Source organism: Isoptericola halotolerans (assembly GCF_003003075.1).
Lineage (GTDB): Bacteria > Actinomycetota > Actinomycetes > Actinomycetales > Cellulomonadaceae > Isoptericola > Isoptericola halotolerans_A.
In genome coordinates, this window is the sequence record NZ_PVTX01000005.1 from 44,805 (window position 1) to 64,133 (window position 19,329).

The 19,329-nt window shown below is 71.8% G+C and carries 17 protein-coding genes and 1 riboswitch; of the genes, 4 read left to right on the top strand and 13 right to left on the bottom strand.

Annotation, left to right across the window (positions count from 1 at the left end; translation table 11 throughout):
* The first annotated feature begins 70 nt into the window (after window positions 1-70).
* Complete coding sequence (locus tag BCL65_RS08425; RefSeq protein WP_106267038.1) at window positions 71-1,252, top strand: Mrp/NBP35 family ATP-binding protein; 1,182 nt, start codon at window positions 71-73, stop codon at window positions 1,250-1,252.
* 89 nt (window positions 1,253-1,341) lie between these two features.
* Window positions 1,342-2,571, top strand: coding sequence for a galactokinase (gene galK / locus BCL65_RS08430; protein WP_106267040.1), 1,230 nt, complete (start codon window positions 1,342-1,344; stop codon window positions 2,569-2,571).
* Between the two features lie 49 nt (window positions 2,572-2,620).
* Here the strand turns inward: galK and BCL65_RS08435 are convergent, their stop codons facing one another.
* The 4 genes from BCL65_RS08435 to BCL65_RS08450 form a co-directional block, all read right to left on the bottom strand.
* On the bottom strand, window positions 2,621-2,881 hold the full coding sequence (locus BCL65_RS08435; protein ID WP_106267042.1) for a hypothetical protein: 261 nt from the start codon (window positions 2,879-2,881) through the stop codon (window positions 2,621-2,623).
* Window positions 2,882-2,907: 26 nt separating this feature from the next.
* On the bottom strand, window positions 2,908-4,146 hold the full coding sequence (locus BCL65_RS08440) for a Na/Pi symporter (RefSeq protein ID WP_106267044.1): 1,239 nt from the start codon (window positions 4,144-4,146) through the stop codon (window positions 2,908-2,910).
* 157 nt (window positions 4,147-4,303) lie between these two features.
* Complete coding sequence (locus BCL65_RS08445; protein WP_106267046.1) at window positions 4,304-5,122, bottom strand: exodeoxyribonuclease III; 819 nt, start codon at window positions 5,120-5,122, stop codon at window positions 4,304-4,306.
* Between the two features lie 89 nt (window positions 5,123-5,211).
* Window positions 5,212-5,694, bottom strand: a complete 483-nt coding sequence (locus BCL65_RS08450; RefSeq protein WP_106267048.1) for a VOC family protein — start codon at window positions 5,692-5,694, stop codon at window positions 5,212-5,214.
* Between the two features lie 181 nt (window positions 5,695-5,875).
* Here BCL65_RS08450 and BCL65_RS08455 point away from each other — a divergent pair, with 181 nt between their 5' ends.
* A complete protein-coding gene (locus BCL65_RS08455; RefSeq protein WP_106267050.1) occupies window positions 5,876-6,292 on the top strand; it encodes a hypothetical protein in 417 nt (138 codons plus the stop codon).
* A 48-nt stretch (window positions 6,293-6,340) separates the two neighbouring features.
* On the opposite strand, the gene BCL65_RS08460 is transcribed toward BCL65_RS08455, so the two are convergent.
* The 8 genes from BCL65_RS08460 to BCL65_RS08495 all read right to left on the bottom strand — a co-directional run bounded on the left by BCL65_RS08460 (window position 6,341) and on the right by BCL65_RS08495 (window position 15,864).
* Window positions 6,341-7,225: a bifunctional methylenetetrahydrofolate dehydrogenase/methenyltetrahydrofolate cyclohydrolase gene (locus tag BCL65_RS08460; RefSeq protein WP_106267052.1), complete on the bottom strand. Its 885-nt coding sequence runs from the start codon at window positions 7,223-7,225 to the stop codon at window positions 6,341-6,343.
* On the bottom strand, window positions 7,222-8,502 hold the full coding sequence (gene glyA / locus BCL65_RS08465) for a serine hydroxymethyltransferase (RefSeq protein WP_106267054.1): 1,281 nt from the start codon (window positions 8,500-8,502) through the stop codon (window positions 7,222-7,224). Before glyA ends, BCL65_RS08460 begins: the two co-directional genes overlap by 4 nt.
* A gap of 42 nt (window positions 8,503-8,544) precedes the next feature.
* Window positions 8,545-8,632: riboswitch (ZMP/ZTP riboswitch) on the bottom strand.
* 35 nt (window positions 8,633-8,667) lie between these two features.
* Window positions 8,668-9,732 (bottom strand): arabinan endo-1,5-alpha-L-arabinosidase, encoded by a 1,065-nt coding sequence (locus BCL65_RS08470; protein ID WP_106267056.1) that lies wholly within the window; start codon window positions 9,730-9,732, stop codon window positions 8,668-8,670.
* Entirely contained in the window at window positions 9,729-11,240 is a 1,512-nt protein-coding gene (gene arfA / locus BCL65_RS08475) for an arabinosylfuranosidase ArfA (protein ID WP_106267058.1), read from the bottom strand. Before arfA (BCL65_RS08475) ends, BCL65_RS08470 begins: the two co-directional genes overlap by 4 nt.
* A gap of 89 nt (window positions 11,241-11,329) precedes the next feature.
* Window positions 11,330-12,244, bottom strand: coding sequence for a carbohydrate ABC transporter permease (locus tag BCL65_RS08480; RefSeq protein WP_106267060.1), 915 nt, complete (start codon window positions 12,242-12,244; stop codon window positions 11,330-11,332).
* Complete coding sequence (locus BCL65_RS08485) at window positions 12,244-13,218, bottom strand: carbohydrate ABC transporter permease (RefSeq protein ID WP_106267062.1); 975 nt, start codon at window positions 13,216-13,218, stop codon at window positions 12,244-12,246. Before BCL65_RS08485 ends, BCL65_RS08480 begins: the two co-directional genes overlap by 1 nt.
* A 72-nt stretch (window positions 13,219-13,290) precedes the next feature.
* Entirely contained in the window at window positions 13,291-14,664 is a 1,374-nt protein-coding gene (locus tag BCL65_RS08490; RefSeq protein WP_106267064.1) for an ABC transporter substrate-binding protein, read from the bottom strand.
* Window positions 14,665-14,838: 174 nt separating this feature from the next.
* Window positions 14,839-15,864 (bottom strand): LacI family DNA-binding transcriptional regulator, encoded by a 1,026-nt coding sequence (locus tag BCL65_RS08495; protein WP_243400945.1) that lies wholly within the window; start codon window positions 15,862-15,864, stop codon window positions 14,839-14,841.
* Between the two features lie 141 nt (window positions 15,865-16,005).
* Between BCL65_RS08495 and arfA (BCL65_RS08500) the strand changes: the two genes are divergently transcribed.
* On the top strand, window positions 16,006-17,535 hold the full coding sequence (gene arfA / locus BCL65_RS08500; RefSeq protein ID WP_106267067.1) for an arabinosylfuranosidase ArfA: 1,530 nt from the start codon (window positions 16,006-16,008) through the stop codon (window positions 17,533-17,535).
* 95 nt (window positions 17,536-17,630) lie between these two features.
* Here the strand turns inward: arfA (BCL65_RS08500) and BCL65_RS08505 are convergent, their stop codons facing one another.
* Window positions 17,631-19,193, bottom strand: a complete 1,563-nt coding sequence (locus BCL65_RS08505; protein ID WP_106267069.1) for a helix-turn-helix domain-containing protein — start codon at window positions 19,191-19,193, stop codon at window positions 17,631-17,633.
* Window positions 19,194-19,329 lie beyond the last annotated feature (136 nt).

Genomic DNA, 19,329 nt, shown 5'->3' on the forward strand with positions numbered 1-19,329 from the left:
GGACTAGATTTGCGCGCACGGCGCCCCTGCACCGACCCTCGCGCCCGGTCACGGTCCGTAGGATCGGGGCATGGCTTCACCCACCCCCGACCTCGAGGCGCGCGTCCGGGACGCACTGTCCGCCGTCGTCGACCCCGAGATCCGCCGCCCCCTGACCGAGCTGAACATGATCCGCTCGGTCACGGTGGACGCAGCGAGCACCACCGGGACGGCGGCCGACGGCGGCGAGACGTCCGGCGCGCACGTCACGGTGGGCGTGGACCTGACCATCGCCGGGTGCCCCATGAAGTCGACGCTGGTGCGCGACGTGACGGCGGCGACCGCGCGGGTCGAGGGCGTCGGCACGGTCGACGTCGAGCTCGGCGTCATGACCCCCGAGCAGCGCAAGTCCCTGCGGTCCCAGCTCCGCGGCGGTGCCGGCGACCCGGTGATCCCCTTCGCGCAGGCGGGCTCCCTCACCAAGGTCTTCGCCGTCGCGTCGGGCAAGGGCGGCGTCGGGAAGTCGTCCGTGACCGCGAACCTCGCGGCGGCGATGGCCGCCGACGGCCTGAACGTCGGCGTGCTGGACGCCGACATCTACGGCTTCTCGATCCCCCGGATGCTGGGCGTCGACCGGCAGCCCACCAGGGTGGACTCGATGCTCCTGCCGCCGATCGCGCACGGCGTGAAGGTCGTCTCGATCGGCATGTTCGTGCCCGCCGGCCAGCCCGTCGTGTGGCGGGGCCCGATGCTGCACCGGGCGCTCGAGCAGTTCCTGGCCGACGTGTTCTGGGGCGACCTCGACGTGCTGCTGCTGGACCTGCCGCCCGGCACCGGCGACATCGCCATCTCCGTGGCGCAGCTCCTGCCGGGCAGCGAGATCGTCGTGGTGACGACGCCCCAGGTGGCCGCCGCGGAGGTGGCCGAGCGCGCCGGGTCGATCGCCACCCAGACGTCGCAGGGCGTGGTCGGCGTCGTGGAGAACATGTCGTGGCTGGCCCAGCCGGACGGGACCCGGCTGGAGATCTTCGGTTCCGGCGGCGGGTCGCGGGTCGCGGAGCGCCTCACCGAGACGGTCGGCACCGAGGTCCCGCTCCTCGGCCAGATCCCGCTGGACGTGTCCGTCCGCGAGGGCGGCGACGAGGGCACGCCCGTGGTGCTCACCGCACCCGACTCCCCCGGCGCACAGGTGCTGCGCGACGTGGCGCGCCGGCTGGCCGGTCGGGCACGCGGCCTGGCGGGCAGGCAGCTCGGCGTCACACCCGTCGGCTGAGCCGCGGGCCCGGCAGACCGGCGGGCCTGCCGACCGCTCGGCCGAGATGCCGTCCCGGAGGGACCGGCGGATCAGCGATACTGGGCGCCATGACGTCTCCCCAGTGGCTCGATTCCTGGACCGCCGACGACGGCGCCGCGCGCGTCCGCACCCTGTTCGACCAGGTCTTCGGGGACGACGGCGCCCCGGACGGCGTGTGGTCCGCCCCGGGCCGCGTGAACCTCATCGGCGAGCACACCGACTACAACGCCGGGCTGGCCCTGCCCGTGGCGCTCCCCCACCGCACCTACGTGGCGCTCCGGTCTCGGACCGACGGGCGGGTCCGCCTCGCCTCCGCCCAGGCGCCGGACGAGCGGTGGGAGACGACCCTCGACGAGGTCGCCCCCGGCGTCACCAGCGGCTGGGGCGCCTACGTGGCCGGCGTCGCGTGGGCGCTGCACGAGGCGGGCCACCAGGTCTCCGGGTTCGACGCCGTCGTCGACTCCTGCGTGCCGTTCGGCGCCGGCCTGTCCTCCTCGGCCGCGCTCGAGTGCGCGGTCGCCGTCGCCCTGGACTCCGTGCACTCGCTGGGCCTGGCGGCCGACGACGCCGGACGGGCGGACCTCGTGACGGCCTGCGTGCGGGCGGAGAACGAGATCGCCGGCGCCCCGACCGGCGGCATGGACCAGGCGGCCTCGCTGCGCTGCTCGGCCGGGCACGCCCTGCTCCTCGACTGCCGACCCGGGCTCACCCCGCTCGAGTCCGCCGACCGGGTGCCCTTCGACCTGGCCGCGGCCGGCCTGACGCTGCTCGTCGTGGACACCCGTGCCGAGCACGCGCTGGTCGACGGCCAGTACGCGCAGCGCCGCGCCGCCTGCGAGCAGGCGGCGGAGATCCTCGGCATCGCCTCGCTGCGCGAGATCGCGCCGGAGGAGCTGGACGTCGCCCTCGACAAGCTCGGCGGCGACGCCGAGGCCGACGTGCTGCGTCGCCGGGTCCGGCACGTGGTCACCGAGATCGCGCGCACGGCGGAGTTCGCCGAGCTGGTTCGGGCCGGCCGGGTGACCGAGGTCGGCCCGCTCATGAACGCCTCCCACGCCTCGCTGCGGGACGACTACGAGGTCTCCGCGCGCGAGCTCGACCTCGTGGTCGACGCGGCGCTCGGCGCCGGAGCGCTCGGCGCCCGCATGACGGGTGGTGGGTTCGGCGGTTCGGCCATCGCGCTGGTCCGCGCCGGGGACGTCGACGGCGTCACCGCGGCCGTGCAGGCGGCGTTCGACGACGCCGGGCTCACGGCGCCGGGGTTCCTGCTCGCGCCGCCGTCCGACCCCGCGCACTGAGCGCACGTCGGCACCGGGCTGCCGTCCCCGCCCGCCGCGCCTCAGGAGATCATGCGGGCGGGTCGTCGCGACCCTCGCCCCGGCGGAGCTGGGCGAGCACGTCGTCGAAGAACGAGCGCACCTCTTCCCACCGGACGGTGGCGTTGGCGAGGTGTTCCTCGAGACGGTCGATCTCGGCGTGCTGCGCGTCCTGGCGGCGGCGCTCGGCCAGCTCGCGGCGCACCTCGGCCAGCTTGGCCTCCGCCTCGGCCACGATCCGCTCGAGCTCGCGCTCGACGGCGACGGCGTCCTCCGGCTTCCCGGCCGTCATGGGGTCACCTGCCCGTCCGTGCGGGCTCACAGCACGGTCGTGATGCCGATGAGCGCCAGCGGGATCCCGACGAACACGCCCAGCACCCAGGCCGCGGCCCACACCTTGTTGGTGGCGGCGACGTTACCGAGCCAGGTCGCACCACGCAGCGGGAGCTGGTGCAGGCCGGGCAGACCGAACACGACCAGCGCGGCGAACACGTTGAAGAGCACGTGCACGAAGGCCGCCTGGAGGGCGAGGGTGCCCTCCGCCCCGGTGAAGGCGAAGGCCGCGATCAGCGCGGTGATCGTGGTCCCGATGTTGGCACCGACCGTGAACGGGTAGACCTGCTTGAGCGAGAAGGTGCCCGACCCGGCGAGCGGGATCATCAGGCTGGTCGTGGTCGAGGAGGACTGGACCATCATGGTCATCGCGGCCCCGCTCGCGATGCCGCTGAGCGGCCCGCGACCCACCGAGGCGTGCAGGACCTCCGCCGCCCGGCCCACCATGAGGACCTTGAGCAGCCTGCCGAGCCAGTTGATGACCGCCAGGATCAGGCCGACCCCGAGCACGATCATCGCGACGCCGTGCCACGCACCGGGGAGGAACGAGGTCGTCCACCCGAGCAGGTCCGCGAGCGGCTCGGTGACGGTGTCGACCACGGTCCCGAGCGCGCCGAACACCGTGGCGACCACGCCGCCGTCGGACCCGGACGTCGCGTCCGCGAGCCAGGCCGACGACTTCTCGAGGAAGCCGGTCGCGAGCTCGAGCGGCAGGAAGATGGCCACCGCGATGAGGTTGAAGAAGTCGTGGACCGTCGCGGCGGAGAACGCGCGGCGGAAGCTCTCCTTGTCCCGGACCATGCCGAGGCTGACCAGGGTGTTGGTCAGCGTGGTGCCGATGTTGGCGCCCATGAGCATCGGGATCGCGATGCTGATGGGCAGACCGCCGGCGACCAGGCCGACCGTGACCGACGTCGTCGTCGAGCTCGACTGCGTGGCCGCCGTGAACAGCACGCCGACCATCAGCGCGACGAACGGGTTCGACGCGAAGGCGAACAGCGACTCGGCGGTGCCGCCCGTCGCCACCTTGAAACCGGAGCCGATCAGCTCGACGGCGGTGATGAGGACATAGACGCCCACGACGACACCGAGCCAGTTGGCGGTGCGGAGCGCACGGCCCGACAGGCCCAGGCGCTCGAACGGGCTGACCAGCCGCGTGTCGCGCTGTGCGACCTCGGCCGGTGCGGCGGAGGCAACGGACGCCTGCGGCAGGACGTCGGTCATGGAGTCTCCCGTCGAGGTGAGGTGGTCACCCCGGCGGCGACCACTACTCGTCATTGCTCTCCGAGAGAACCAGGGCCGGATGACGCCATCACGGATGCCAGGTGAACAGCAGATGAACAGGCGCAGTTTCGTGCATCACACGTTCACCTCGCCCTGGTCACAGCGGCAGCGAGTACGTCGCGACCACCGCCGCGTGGTCGCTCCACCGCTCCTCGTACGACGGCGCCCGGTCGACCTCGACCTTCACCGCCCGGCCCGCGAGCGCCTCGTTCGCGAGCTGGTAGTCGATGCGCCACCCCCGGTCGTTGGTGAACGCCTGCCCCCGCCAGGTCCACCACGTGTACGGACCCGGACCGTCACCCCCGTGAGCGCGCCCGAGGTCGGTCCACCCGGCGTCGAGCCAGCGGTCGACGTAGGCACGTTCCTCCGGCAGGAACCCGGCGCTCTTGCGGTTGCCCTTGAAGTTCGCGATGTCGACCTCACGGTGCGCGATGTTCAGGTCCCCCGCGACGAGGGCCGGCACGCCACCGGACGCGAGCTCCGCCAGCCGCGCGGTCACCTTCTCGAGGTGGGCGTACTTGGCCACCAGGGTGTGCTCCTGGCCCGGGCTGGACGACGCCGAGTGCAGGTACGCCGAGACCACGGTGAGCGGCCCGCCGTCGGGCAGCGTCAGGTCGGCCTCCACCCACCGCCCGGTGTCGACGTCGGGCTCGGTGCCGCCGTCGGGCCGGGCGAGCCCGCCGCGCACCGCGGCGATCGGGAGGCGCGACGCGACGGCGACGCCGGCCCGGCCCTTGAGCTCGGACGGCAGGTGCGCGACGTGCCAGCCCTCGAGGTAGTCGCGCACGAGCGCGTCCGGGGCGCGGACCTCCTGCAGCAGCAGGACGTCGGGCGAGCGGTGGGAGATCCAGTCGTGCATGCCCCGGCGGAAGGCGGCACGGATCCCGTTGACGTTGGCGGTCGCGATGGTCAGCACGCGGGCAATACCACCACACGCCGCCGACAGGCGGCCAGCCGCCGACGGCCGCAGCGGCGGATCTCACGCACCGGTCGCCCGCACCCCCGTCAGGTGCCCGCGTGGGCGGCCTCCAGGGCGGCGACGTCGATCTTGGACATCTTCAGCATCGCCTGGACCGTCCGCTGGTTCGCCGCGGTGGAGTAGTCGCCGCTGAGCTCCTCGAGCTGCTTCGGGACGACCTGCCAGCTGACCCCGAACTTGTCGGTGCACCAGCCGCACGGTCCGGGCTTGCCGCCGTCGGCCGTGAACAGGTCCCAGTAGTGGTCGACCTCCTGCTGCCCGTCGCACAGGAGGTAGAAGCTGAACGCCTCGTCGAGCCGGAGGTCCGGGCCGGCGTTCAGGCCGACGACGTCGAGCCCGCAGACCGTGAACTCGACGATGAACGGTTCGCCGGCCGTGACGCCCGGGATGCCCTCGGACGCGGTGAGCACGGACCCGACCCGGGAGCCGGGCACGTGCTCGGCGTAGAAGACCGCTGCCTCGTGGGCGTTGTTGTCGGCGAACCACAGGTGCGGTCGCACGGTGACCATGTCGACTCCCTCCGTCGCCCCCGCGGTCCGGGGGTCTCGAGAGGTACGACGCCCCGGGGGTCCGGGACTCATCGGTCGGGCGTTCCACGTGCGCGGCGGTCCTCCGTGACGCACTATCGGTCCGGCAGGCGCACGACCGTACCTCCCGACCATCTCACCAGCGACGACAGGAGAAGACACGATGCGCAAGAACACTCTGTGGACCGCGGCGTCCGCGGCGGCACTGGTCGTCCCGACCCTGGCGGCCTGCAGCGACTCTCCGGAGGAGAACACCGCGACCGCGTGCGCGGACTGGGAGGCCTTCAGGACCGCGCTCGGGGACCTGCGGACCACCCTGACGTCGGAACCGACCGTGGGCGAGGTCCAGACGGCACGGGAAGCGGTCGGGGACGCCTACGCCGATCTGGAAGACTCCCTGGGGTCCGTCGCCGACGACCGCACCGAGGCGCTCGACGACGCGTGGGAGTCGCTGCAGGACGCGATCGACGACGTCGACGACGACGCCTCCCTGGCGGACGCCGCCTCGCAGGTCTCGGAGCAGGCCGATGCCGTGCAGACCGCCGGCCAGGACGCCACCGCGGAGCTCGGCTGCAGCTGACCGGGGGCCCGGCCCGGCTCCCTCACGGGGCCGGGCCGGGCCGCAGGCTCATGACCCCGCGGAACGCTCCGCCGACTCGACGACGTTCGCCAGCAGCATCGCGCGGGTCATCGGTCCGACGCCGCCCGGGTTCGGCGAGTACCACGCCGCGACCTCGCGGGCGTCGGGTGCGATGTCGCCGACCACCCGCGACTTCCCGGTCTCGGGGTCCGTCCGGCGCGACACGCCCACGTCGACGAGCACCGCACCGGGCTTGACCATGTCGGCCGTCACGAGCCCTTCGACGCCCGCCGCGGCCACGACGACGTCGGCACGCCGGACGAGCGCCGGCAGGTCCCGGGTGCCGGTGTGCGTCAGCGTGACCGTGGCGTTCACGGCCTTGCGGGTGAGCAGGAGCCCGATCGGCCGGCCGACGGTGACACCGCGGCCCAGCACGACGACCTCCTTGCCCGCCCAGTCGACGCCGTGCCGCTCGACGAGCTCGACGATCCCGCGCGGGGTGCAGGGCAGCGGCGAGTCGAGCTCCCCGTCCACCCGCAGCACGAGCCGGCCGAGGTTCGTCGGGTGCAGGCCGTCGGCGTCCTTGGCGGGGTCCACGAGCTCGAGCACACGGTGCGTGTCGATCCCGGCGGGCAGCGGCAGCTGCACGATGTAGCCGGTGCAGGCCGGGTCCTCGTTCAGGCGCGCCACGGCGGCCTCGACGTCCTCCTGCGTGGCGTCGCCCGGCAGGTCCTCGCGGATGGACTCGATGCCCACCTCGGCACAGTCGCGGTGCTTGCCCGCGACGTACCACTGCGAGCCCGGGTCGTCCCCGACGAGGAGGGTCCCCAGGCCGGGGACCACACCTCGGGAGCGCAGCACCGCGACCCGCTCGCGCAGGTCGTCCTTGATGGCCGCCGCGGTCGCCTTGCCGTCCAGCTTCTGTGCGCTCACTGCTGCAGCTCCGGGTAGAGCGGGAACGCGGCGGTGAGCTTCGTGACGCGGGCCCGGAGGGCGTCGACGTCGGCCGCCGCACCGTCCTTCAGCGCGGTGGCGATGATGTCGGCGACCTCGGTGAACTCGGCGTCGCCGAACCCGCGGGTGGCGAGCGCCGGCGTGCCGATGCGCAGCCCCGAGGTGACGCGCGGCGGGCGCGGGTCGAACGGGACGGCGTTGCGGTTGACGGTGATCCCGGCGTCGTGCAGGAGGTCCTCGGCCTGCTGGCCGTCCATCGCGGAGTGGCGCAGGTCGACGAGCACCAGGTGCACGTCGGTGCCGCCCGTCAGGACGGAGACGCCGGTGTCGGCGACGTCGGCCTGGAGCAGCCGCTCGGCGATGATCTGCGCGCCGCGCACGGTGCGCTCCTGACGGGCCCGGAACTCGTCGGTGCCCGCGACCTTGAACGCCACCGCCTTGCCCGCGATGACGTGCATGAGCGGACCACCCTGCTGGCCCGGGAAGACGGCGGAGTTCAGCTTCTTCGCGTACTCCTCCTTGGCCAGGATGAAGCCGGAGCGCGGGCCGCCGATGGTCTTGTGCACCGTGGAGGAGACGACGTCGGCGTGCGGCACCGGGGACGGGTGCAGCCCGGCGGCCACGAGGCCGGCGAAGTGCGCCATGTCCACCCAGAGCTTGGCGCCGACCTCGTCCGCGACCTCGCGGAACGCCGCGAAGTCGAGGTGGCGCGGGTAGGCGGACCACCCCGCGATGATGACGTCCGGGCGGTGCTCGAGGGCGCGCTTGCGGACCTCGTCCATCTCGATGCGGTGCGTCGTCGGGTCCACGCCGTAGGCGCCGACGTCGTACAGCTTGCCGGAGAAGTTGATCTTCATCCCGTGCGTGAGGTGGCCGCCGTGGGCCAGCTCGAGGCCCAGGATCTTGTCCCCGGCGTTGATCAGCCCGTGCAGCACGGCCGCGTTGGCCTGGGCGCCGGAGTGCGGCTGGACGTTCGCGTACTCGGCGCCGAAGAGCTCCTTGGCGCGGGCGATCGCCAGGTTCTCGGCGATGTCGACCTGTTCGCAGCCGCCGTAGTACCGGCGGCCGGGGTAGCCCTCGGCGTACTTGTTGGTCAGGACCGAGCCCTGGGCCTGCAGCACGGCGCGCGGGACGAAGTTCTCCGACGCGATCATCTCGAGGGTGTCGCGCTGCCGGGCCAGCTCGCCGTCGAGGACGGCGGCGATCTCCGGGTCGAGCTCGGCGAGCGGCGCGTTCATGGGGTCGGGAGTGCTCATGGCGTCTCCTGCTGTGTCGGCGGGTGCACGGGTTGTCGATACCGACCGGGCCCAGGCGACCGACCCGTCGTCAGCACAGCGCGTCGCTCCCCGGTGGTGATCCACCTGTACGCCAGTCGCGACGGTCCGATAGTAGCCGATGGCCGGTCGGCGGGGCAGAGGTGCCTACCCCGGTGGGACGGGGACCTCCGGGGTCGCGACGGGCCAGCCGTCCGACCAGCCGAGCTCCTGGACCGCCAGGCGGAACGCGCCCGCGGCGTCGCCGTCGTAGAAGTGGTACCCGAGGTGTCCCTGCGAGACCGACTGCCCGCCCGGACCGATCATGGAGCCGTCGCTGGCGAGCACCTCGGTGCCGCCGCCGTCGGCCATGTCCCGCCCCTCGGCATCGAGGTACGGGCCCGTGACGTCGCGCGAGCGCCCGACCTGGATCGAGTACGTCGAGCTCACCCCGGAGCAGCACTTGCCCCACGAGACGAAGAGGTAGTACCAGCCGTCGCGCTCGACGACGTACGGCGCCTCGATCTGGTTCTCCCCGTCGCCGCGGCTCGCGACCAGCACCGGCTCGGCGCCGTCCGCCGGCATCCCGGAGGGCCACTCGAGGGGCACGGCGTGGATGCCGTCCCAGAAGGACCCGAAGAACAGCCACGGGTTCCCGTCGGCGTCCTCCACGACGCCGGGATCGATGGCGTTGTAGGTGTCGCCGGCCTGTGAGCGCCAGACGGCACCCCGGTGGGTCCAGCCGTAGTCCGGGTCGGCGGGGTCGAGCGTGGAGCCCGTGGCCAGCCCGATCGCGGACGTGTTGGAGCCGAAGGTGGAGGCGGAGAAGTACAGGTACCAGGTGCCGTCGTGCTCGACCAGCTCCGGCGCCCAGTAGTGCTCGACGCCCTCGATCGACTCGCGCACCCACTGCGGGTCCTCGTCGCTCCCCCAGGCCGGGCCGACCTGCTCCCAGGTGGCCCCGCCGTCGTCGGACCGGTTCACGACGGGGGCGCCCAGCGCCTTGTTGGGCACCCCGGTGGAGTAGACGAACCAGGGCTCCCCCGCTGCACCGACGACGAGCGCCGGGTCGTGGGTGGCGAGGTCGCCGTCGAGCGCGATCGGTCGTGGCTCGGTCGCCGGCTCCGCCCAGGGGCGCAGGACGCCGAGCGCGATGCCACCGGCGACCGCGGCGACGCAGAGCACGGCGAGGGCGACGACCACGGGCCGACGGCGACGCCCGGCGCGGCTCACGCCCGCCCGAGCCGGATGATGGTCCAGGACACGGGTGGCAGCTCGGCGTACGCCCGGTCGTCGGCGGTCTTGGCGCTGGTGTTCGTCCGGGGCGCCACCGAGGTGTCGTCGTCGGCGGTCGCGGTCCAGGTGTGGTCGGGGTTGGACAGCGTGAGCGCCTCGAGCAGGCGCAGCGCGCCGAAGCCGCGCAGGTCGACGTCGAGAGTGACGGCGTCGGTCACCGAGCGGTTGGTGGCGAGCAGCACGACCTCGCCGGTGTCCGGGTCGTGGGTGGCCACGGCGTCGAGCACGGGCACCTCGCCGAAGCGGGCGGTCTCGGTCACGGGTGAGTCGATCGCCAGGCGCAGCACGTCGCCCGTGGCGTGCCGCGAGGTCAGGGCGAACGGGTGGAAGATGGTCTGCTTCCAGCTGCGCCCGCCCGGTTCGGTCATGATCGGGGCGATGACGTTGACGAGCTGGGCCTGGGAGGCGGCGTGCACCCGGTCGGTGTGCCGCAGCAGGCTGATGAGCAGGTTGCCGACCACCACGGCGTCGGCCACGTTGTAGCGGTCCTCGAGCAGCACGGGCGCGATGGGCCAGTCGTCGCCCGACGGCGGACGGGACTCGGCGCGCTGCTGGTACCAGACGTTCCACTCGTCGAACGAGATGTTGGTGCGCTTGCTGTGCTTGCCCGCGGCGCGCACCGCGTCCGCGGTGGCGGCGACCGAGTCGATGAAGTGGTCCATGTCGACCGCGGAGGCGAGGAACGAGGCCAGGTCGCCGTCGGTCTCGTAGTAGTAGGCGTGCGCCGAGACGTGGTCGACGTGCTCGTACGCCTCGGTCAGGACGGTGTGCTCCCACGCCCCGAACGTCGGCATGGCGGAGTTGGACGATCCGCACACCACGAGCTCGAGGTCCGGGTCGATCATCCGCATCGCGCGTGCCGTCTCGGCGGCGAGGCGGCCGTACTCGGCGGCGGTCTTCGCCCCGATCTGCCACGGGCCGTCCATCTCGTTGCCCAGGCACCACATCGTGACCCGGTACGGGTCCTGCGCACCGTTGGCCCGCCGAAGGTCGGACCACGCGGTCCCGCCGGGCACGTTGCAGTACTCGAGCAGGTCGAGGGCCTCCTGGACGCCGCGCGTGCCGAGGTTGACCGCCATCATCGGCTCCACGCCGGCCTTGGCGGCCCAGCGCATGAACTCGTCGACCCCCACCAGGTTCGGCTCGGTGGAGTGCCACGCCAGGTCCAGGCGCCGCGGCCGCTCCTCGACCGGCCCGATGCCGTCCTCCCACCGGTAGCCGGAGACGAAGTTCCCGCCCGGGTAGCGCACGGTCGACACCCCGAGCTCCCGGGTGAGCTCGACCACGTCGCCGCGGAACCCGTCGGCGTCCGCGGAGGGGTGCTCGGGGTCGTGGATGCCGGTGTACACGCACCGGCCCAGGTGCTCGACGAACGAGCCGAAGGTACGACGACGCACGGGCCCGACCACGAAGGCCGGATCGACGGTGACGGTGGCGGGCAGCATGAGACCTCCCGTGTGAGGGGTGATGGCGGTCGACGATGGAGCCCGGTGGGCACCGTGCCGGTGCCCACCGGGAGCTGGGAGGGAACGGTCTACTTGACCGAGCCGAGGGAGAGCCCGCCCTGCCAGTACTTCTGCAGGCCGAGGAACGCGGCGATGAGCGGGATGATCGAGACCATGGCGCCGGTGACGATGAGGTTCCAGACCTGCTCGCCGCCCGCACCGGCGTTCGACAGGGCCTGCCACTGGTTGAGGCCGACCGTGACCGGCAGCAGGTCCGTGTCGCGCAGCACCGCCAGCGGCAGGAAGAAGTTGTTCCAGCTGAACACCGTGGCCAGCAGCAGGACCGTCACGATCGCCGGCCGCAGCAGCGGGAGGGCGACCTGGAAGAAGAGGCGCAGCTCGCCGGCGCCGTCGACGCGGCCGGCGTCGAGCATCTCGCTCGGGATCGCGTCCTGGGAGTAGACGCGGATGAGGTAGACGCCGATCGGGCTCAGGAGCGACGGCAGGATGACGGCCCACATCGTGTTGATGAGGCCGATGTCGCTCAGCAGCACGAACGTCGGGATCGTCAGGGCCGTGAGCGGCACCATGACCGAACCGAGCAGCACGGTGAAGTAGGCCGTGCGTCCCCGGAAGTGGTACTTCGCCAGCCCGTACCCCGCGAGGACGGCGAGCACCGTCGCGCCGACACCGCCCGCGAACGCGTAGATGAACGAGTTGCGCAGCCAGATCCAGTAGATGCCGCCCTGGTGCTCGAAGAGCCCCCGGATGTTGTCGACGAGCGAGAACTCGTCGTTGAACCACAACGCCCCGCCGGAGCCGACGAACAGGCCGCTGTTCGACTTGGTCGAGCCCACCACGAGGAACCACAGGGGGACGACGAAGTACAGCGCCATCAGCACCAGGAACGCGTGCGAACCGATGCGGCGACCGCCGTTCGCGCCTGTCCCGGAGCGGCTGGGGCGCCTCGTCGCGGTCGGGCTGGTCTGGGTGTCCGTAGTCATCACTTGAGTCCACTCTGCTTGCGGGTGACGTACAGGAAGATGTACGACCCGATGAACACGAAGATGCCGAGTGCGAACGCGATCGTGGACGCGTAGTTGAACTGGCTGTAGGAGAACGCCAGCGAGTAGGCGTACATGTTCGGCGTGTAGTCCGACGGGATCGCCCCCTGCGCCACGGACCTCAGCACCGTCGGTTCGGTGAAGAACTGCAGCGTGCCGATCAACGAGAAGACGACGACCATGACCATGGACGACGACACCATGGGCACCTTGATGCGCAGCGCCGTCTGCAGGCCGTTCGCACCGTCGATCCGGGCGGCCTCGTAGACCGAGGGGTCGATCGTCCGCAGCGCCGCGTAGATGATGATCATGTAGTAGCCGACCCACTGCCAGGTCACGATGTTGACCAGCGAGGCGAAGATCATCGACGAGCTGAGGAAGTCCGGGGCCGTCAGGCCGAACAGGCCGAAGACGTCGGTGGCAGGGCCGAACCGCGGGCTGTAGAGGAAGCCCCACATCAGCGCACCGATGACGGCGGGCACGGCGTACGGCACGAAGATCAGCAGCCGGGAGGCCTTGGACAACCGGGTAGCGAGCGTGTCGAGCACGAGGGCGCAGACCAGTGCCAGGCCGATCTGGACGGGCACCATCACCGCCACGAACTTGGCCACCCGGAGCAGACCCTCGAGGAACACCGGGTCGGTGAACGCCCGCACGTAGTTGTCGGCACCGACGAACACGGACTCGCCGCCGGTCGCCAGGCCCTTGTTGTGCAGGCTCATCCAGAACGCGTAGGAGAGCGGGATGATGAGGAACAGCACGAAGACGACGGTGAACGGGGCGACGAACAGCCATCCCCACCACTGGCGCTTGCTGTCGATGGTGCTGGTCGAGGTGCTGCGGCGAGGCTTCGTGCCGCGGGCGCCGGACGGGGCGGGCCCGGTGGGCCGGTCGACGGCCGTCGACGATGTCATGGTGTACTCCCTGCGCGATCCTGCGTGGAAGAAGGGCCGCCGGCCCGGCTGACCGGGCCGGCGGCCGTTCGATCACTTGACGGTGAAGCCCTGCTGCTGGGCGTAGGACACGAGAGCGTCCTGGATGGTCTGCAGCGTGGTGGTGGCGTCACCGCCGGATTCCACCATGTCGAACAGTGCCTGCGTCTGCTGGTCGTACGCGTAGACCTGGAACGGGCTGAAGGAGAAGCCCTCGTAGCCGTTGGCCGCCTCGATGAAGACGTCCTTGTTGATCTGCTGGCCGCCGAAGAACTCGTACTCCTTGTTGACGAAGTAGTCGGACTCCAGCGCCTCGTTCCACTGCGGGAACAGCGCCGCCTCGTCGATGCCGAGCTCCCAGGCGTCCATGTCGCCGAACAGCTCGCTGGCCACGGTGTACGCGGCCGCCTTGTCGTCGGCCTGCTCCGTCACGGCGAACGTGGAACCGCCCCAGTTGACCTGGGTGGGGTCGTCCGCGTCCCACTGGGGCAGCGGCGCGGCCTTCCACTCGGCCTCGCTGTCGGCGTCGGACAGGCCCTGGAGGTAGCCGGGGCCCCACGCGGCCGCCAGGTAGACGGCGTAGGTGCCGTCGACGAGGCTCGTGTTGTAGTCCGAGGTGAAGGCGTCGTCGGTGGAGACGAGGCCCTGGTCGATGAGGTCCTTCCAGTACGACAGGACCTGCTCCGCCTCGGGGGTGGCGACGTCGATGCCGATCTCCTGCGGGTTCGCGGCGTCGTACTCGAACGGGCTCCACCCGTTCTGCGCGAAGAGCGCGTAGTTCAGGGCGTTGCCGTTGGTCGGGTAGTTGGTGATGTACCCCTCGTAGCCGGCGTCGCGCAGCTCCTGGCCGGCCTGGGCGAACTCCTCCCAGGTGGTCGGCGCCTCCACGCCGTACTCCTCGAAGATGTCGGCCCGGTACAGCATGCCCATCGGGCCGCCGTCGACCGGGATCGCGTAGACGGAGTCACCGCTGGTGACGTCGGACCAGGCACCGGTGGTGAACTGGCTCTCCAGCTCGTTGGCACCGAACTCGGACAGGTCGGCGAGCGAGTTCAGGATCGTGTACGTGGGCAGGATCTCCGACTCGAGCATGATGACGTCCGGAGCACCGGAGCCCGCTTCGATCGTCGTGGAGAACTTGTTGTACTCGTCGGCGCCCTGGCCGGCGTTGGTCCAGCAGACCTGGACGTCGTCATGAGTCTCGTTGAAGTGGTCCACGACCGACTCGAACGCGGGGTACCAGGCCCACACGCTCACCTCGGTGGCGTCCGGCTTCTTGATCTCGTTGGTGCAGGCGGCGGCGTCGCCGCCGCCCTCCGCGGTGGCCCCGCCGTCGGCGGACCCCCCGGACGAGCAGGCCGCCAGGAGCGTTCCGACCGTCAGTGTGGCAACAGCTGCTGCTGCACCACGGCGCTGTGAGATGCGCATTCGATGTCCTCCTTGAATGAGTGCGCCGGGGCCACCTTGGCCCTCAGTGAGGGTGCCGCCGATGGCACTCTCTCCATCGTTGTACAACAACGGGATGGCACTTTTTTACACCGTTGTAGAGACGGATGCAAGCAGCGGCCGACAACCGTTACCGTCGCGCAACCTGACGCACCGTCAGCCGCCCTGCGGCACCAGGCGGCCCAGCATGCTGGACTCGCGCGCCACGACCTGGAACTCCGCGACGACACGGCGCGGCTCGACGGTGGACCCGCCGATGCGGTCCAGGAGCAGGTCCACCGCCGTCTGCGCGATCTGTTCCCGGCCGGGGTCGATCGTGCTGAGCAACGGCTCCGAGTAGCGGGCGTCGTCGACGTCGTCGAAGCCCATGACCGCGACGTCGTGGGGCACCGAGACCCCCCGCGCATGGAGGACGTGCAGCGCACCGAGCGCCAGCGCGTCGTTCATGCCGAACACCCCGTCGAAGGGCACGCCGGAGTCGAGCAGCGTGGACATCGCCTCCGCGCCGGTCGCGCGGTGCCACAGGCCCGCCTCGACCACCAGCCGGGGGTCGAAGGGGACGCCCGCCTCGGCCAGCGCCTTGCGGTAGCCGTCGTACCGGAGCCGCGCCGAGCCCATCGTCTCGCCCGGGTGGGCGCCGATGGCCGCGATCCGTCGGCACCCCCGTTCGATGAGGTGCAGCGTCGCCGCCCGCGACGCCTCGACGTTGGCCATCGTGACGTGGTCGACGGGACCGAACATCCGCTCGCCGAGCAGCACCATCGGGTAGTCGACCTCGAGCTTCTCGGTCTCCTCGGGCTCCAGCGCGAGGGGCGAGAACAGCAGGCCGTCCGTGAGCCGACGCTGCGCGGAGTCGAGCGCCTGGAGCTCCCGTTCGCGCTGGGCGCCCGTCTGCTCGATGAGCACCACCACGCCGCGCGCCTCGGCCGCGCGCATCACGGAGTCGGCCAGCTCGGCGAAGTACGGCAGCGAGAGCTCGGGCAGCGCGAGGCCGATCATGCCGGTGCGCCCCTGGCGCAGGTTCCGCGCCGTCGTGTTCAGCCGGTAGCCGAGATCGTCGATCGCCTCCTGGACCCGTCGGCGCGTCTCGGGCCGGATGTGCGGGTAGGCGTTGACGACGTTCGAGACCGTCTTGATCGAGACGCCGGCCCTGCGCGCCACGTCATGCATGGTCACTGCCACGTGACTCTCCTCCTGATCGACGCGCCCAGCGTAGGACACGGGCGGCCGACTGGTGCCGGACACCTGTGTCGTGGTTCACTCTACATCGTTGTAACCATCGGCGGCACATCCCGCTCCGTTCGCAGAGGAACACCGAGAACCATGGCTGACGCCCGCATCACCCTGCACCCCGACTTCCGCCGCGGGGTCGTCGACCGCCGCCTGTTCGGCTCGTTCGTCGAGCACCTGGGCCGTGCGGTCTACACCGGCATCTTCGAGCCCGACCACCCCGCGGCCGACGAGCACGGCTTCCGCCGCGACGTCGCCGACCTCACCCACGAGCTGGGTGTGTCGATGGTGCGCTACCCCGGCGGCAACTTCGTCTCGAACTACGTCTGGGAGGACGCCGTCGGCCCCGTCGCCGAGCGCAAGCCGTTCCTCGACCTCGCGTGGCGCACCGTCGAGCCGAACCTCGTCGGCACCGACGAGTTCCTGCAGTGGGCCGAGCGCGAGGGCATCGAGCCGATGATGGCCGTCAACCTCGGCACGCGCGGGGTCGCGGCCGCCGCGGCCCTGGTCGAGTACTGCAACGGCGAGGCCGGCACCCGGTGGGCCGACCTGCGGATCGCCAACGGGCGCACCGAGCCCTACGGCGTCACGCTGTGGTGCCTGGGCAACGAGATGGACGGCCCGTGGCAGATCGGCCACAAGGACGCCCACGAGTACGGCAAGCTCGCCGCCGAGGCCGGCAAGGCCATGAAGCTCGTCGACCCGTCGATCTCCCTGGTCGTGTGCGGCTCCAGCTCCATGCAGATGCCGACGTTCGGCGAGTGGGAGCGCACCGTCCTGTCGTACACCTACGACCTGGTCGACCACATCTCCATGCACGCCTACTACGAGGAGCACGACGGCGACCGCGCGTCCTTCCTGGCCTCCGGCACCGCGATGGACCGCTTCATCGACCGCGTGGTGGCCTCCGCCGACGCCGTGGGTGCCGAGCGCCGCAGCGACAAGAAGATCACCATCTCGTTCGACGAGTGGAACGTCTGGTACCTCGAGACCCGCTTCCCGGGTGAGGCCAACCTGCCGATCCAGCGGGATGCCCCGCGCATCATCGAGGACGTCTACTCGGCCCTCGACGCCGTCGTCGTCGGCGACCTCCTGGTCACGCTGCTCAACCACGCCGACCGGGTCCCCGTCGCGGCCCTCGCCCAGCTCGTCAACGTCATCGCACCGATCATGACCGAGCCCGGCGGCGAGGCCTGGCGGCAGCCCACCTTCTACCCGTTCGCGACGACGGCGCGCCTGGCCCGCGGCACGGCACTCGACGTGCGGGTGGACGCGCCCAGCCTCCGGACCGAGCGGCACGGCGAGGCCCCCGTGGTCACCGCGGCGGCGACGGTCGACGACGACGGCAGCCTGGGCCTGTTCCTCACCAACCGGTCGGACCAGGTCGTCGAGGTGGACCTCGCACACGTCGGGGCGACGCTCTCCCTGACCGAGGGGCACCAGATGCTCGCGGACCACGAGACGGCCGTGCACGGCCCGGAGCACGCCGCCAAGGTCGCGGAGGCGTCCTGGTCGGCCGTCGACGTGGCCGGCGCCCTCGTCGGCTCCGCGGACGGGACCACGACGGTCCGTCTGGCGCCGGAGTCGTGGACGGCGTTCGCGGGGACGTTCGCGCGCGCCTGAGCACCCGCGAGAGCGACCCGCGTCCCGGGACCGACCGGCACCGACCGGCGCGGTCGGTGGATCCCGGGACGCGGGTCGCTCTCGCGGCGGGCAGGTCAGGCCGGGGCGAGCGCCAGCTCGTCGTCAGGCTGCTCGGAGCCGGGCTTCTGGTCCTCGAACCGGCGCAGCACCCGGCTGACGGTCGACCGGGACGCCTTGACCTCGTCGGCGATCTCGCGCTGGTTCAGGCCGGCGCGGGCGAGCATCAGGATGCGGCGGTCGCGGCCGGACGGTTCCTCGCTCCCCTCGCCCGCGCCGTCGGTCACCGCCGTGCTCTCGTCGTCCTCCGACGGCTTCTCGGCGCTCTCGGCGTCCTCGGGGGCTGCGCTCGGCGCGTCCGTCGGCAGCTCGGAGGTGCCGTGCAGGTTGGACCAGGTGGGCACCCGGGGGATCGCGCCCGTCGCGGTGTCGGAACGGCCGACCAGGTCGAACACCTCGACCCGGCGGGTGTGCCCGGTCTCCGGCAGCGGCTCGGACGGCTGCGGCGCCTCGCTGTGCGCCTCCGCCGGGCCGTGCTCGCGCGCGACGGTCTCCGGCTCGTCCTCGGTCTCGCGCGGACCCGTGCCGTGCGTACCCGTGGGCTCACCGCCCAGTGCGGCGCCGAAGTCCTCGGCGAACGGCTCCGGCTCGGCGGTCCGCTCGCCGTCGTCCTCGTCGCGCGACGCGACGGCCGCCGTCGTGACCGGCTCGACGACCGGCTCGGCCTCGACAGGCTCAGCGGCGACGGGCTCAGCGGCGACGGGCTCAGCGGCGACGGGCTCAGCGGCGACGGGCTCAGCGGCGACGGGCTCAGCGGCGACGGGCTCGGTGGCGGCCACGGTCGACGCGGAGCCTGCCGGCCGCGCATCGGCCGGTGCCGGGTCCTCGGCCAGGACGGTTCCGCGGGCCATACCGCGCTTGACCGAGCTCGCGCCGATGGTGTCGAGCCGGCTGCCGTGACGCTCGGCAGCCTCCAGCCGCTCGACCCAGACCTGCATCCGCCGTTCGAAGTCCTCCACGGTCAGCAGCTTCAGCGCGCGGTCGCGCGCGGCACGCTGGCGCTCGTGCGACGCGCGGATCTTCTTCGTGGCACGACGGCTGCCCGAGCTGTCGAGCCGCGCGTCGCGCCACATCTCCAGGGCCGTGACGTACTGGTGCACGCGGTGCTCGCGACGGCGCTCGTCCAGGGTGTGCCCCGTGACGAGGTGCCGCTCGCCGACCAGCGCCAGGTGCCACATCAGCGCCGCGACCAGCGGCGGCACGAAGCGGAAGACCACCATGTAGGGCGTGCTGGCGGTCGGCACCGCCACCTCGTGGAGCGCCGCGAAGACGCCGGAGGTGCCGGACAGGACCCACGTCAGGGTCAGCAGGACCCCGTACGGCCGCCCCTCGAGCGCGGCGTTGCGCGCCATGAGGGCGACGGCGACGAGGCTGACCTCCAGGAATCCCGCGAGCGCATAGGCCTCGAGCGGTTCCATGTGGGCGACCTCGAGGCCGAACAGCACCATGCCGCTGTAGGCCAGCGCCGTCGCGATGAAGGCGGCGATGACCACGGCCACCATCGGCAGGTGCCGGCCGCGATAGCGGGGTCTCGAGGTGGCGTCGCCCGCCGTGGTCGCCGACACGTCCTGCTGAGTCACGTATTCCTCCGAAATATGGTGATGACTCCATATATCAACAGGTCGTCGCTCGGGAAGTCAACGCTCGTGCCGCGATCGGGAGCCGATCGTGACCCGCGGGCCACACAGACCCCGTTTTCGCCCGCAGCCGCACTGG

Excerpts from the sequence above, each read along its gene's own strand:
- arfA (WP_106267058.1), bottom strand. The coding sequence starts at position 11,240 with ATGCTGCCCGCCACCGTCACCGTCGATCCGGCCTTCGTGGTCGGGCCC.
- BCL65_RS08490 (WP_106267064.1), bottom strand. The coding sequence starts at position 14,664 with ATGCGCATCTCACAGCGCCGTGGTGCAGCAGCAGCTGTTGCCACACTG.
- BCL65_RS08440 (WP_106267044.1), bottom strand. The coding sequence starts at position 4,146 with ATGACCGACGTCCTGCCGCAGGCGTCCGTTGCCTCCGCCGCACCGGCC.
- BCL65_RS08425 (WP_106267038.1), top strand. The coding sequence starts at position 71 with ATGGCTTCACCCACCCCCGACCTCGAGGCGCGCGTCCGGGACGCACTG.
- arfA (WP_106267067.1), top strand. The coding sequence starts at position 16,006 with ATGGCTGACGCCCGCATCACCCTGCACCCCGACTTCCGCCGCGGGGTC.
- BCL65_RS08480 (WP_106267060.1), bottom strand. The coding sequence starts at position 12,244 with ATGACTACGGACACCCAGACCAGCCCGACCGCGACGAGGCGCCCCAGC.
- BCL65_RS08455 (WP_106267050.1), top strand. The coding sequence starts at position 5,876 with ATGCGCAAGAACACTCTGTGGACCGCGGCGTCCGCGGCGGCACTGGTC.
- galK (WP_106267040.1), top strand. The coding sequence starts at position 1,342 with ATGACGTCTCCCCAGTGGCTCGATTCCTGGACCGCCGACGACGGCGCC.
- BCL65_RS08450 (WP_106267048.1), bottom strand. The coding sequence starts at position 5,694 with ATGGTCACCGTGCGACCGCACCTGTGGTTCGCCGACAACAACGCCCAC.
- glyA (WP_106267054.1), bottom strand. The coding sequence starts at position 8,502 with ATGAGCACTCCCGACCCCATGAACGCGCCGCTCGCCGAGCTCGACCCG.
- BCL65_RS08435 (WP_106267042.1), bottom strand. The coding sequence starts at position 2,881 with ATGACGGCCGGGAAGCCGGAGGACGCCGTCGCCGTCGAGCGCGAGCTC.
- BCL65_RS08485 (WP_106267062.1), bottom strand. The coding sequence starts at position 13,218 with ATGACATCGTCGACGGCCGTCGACCGGCCCACCGGGCCCGCCCCGTCC.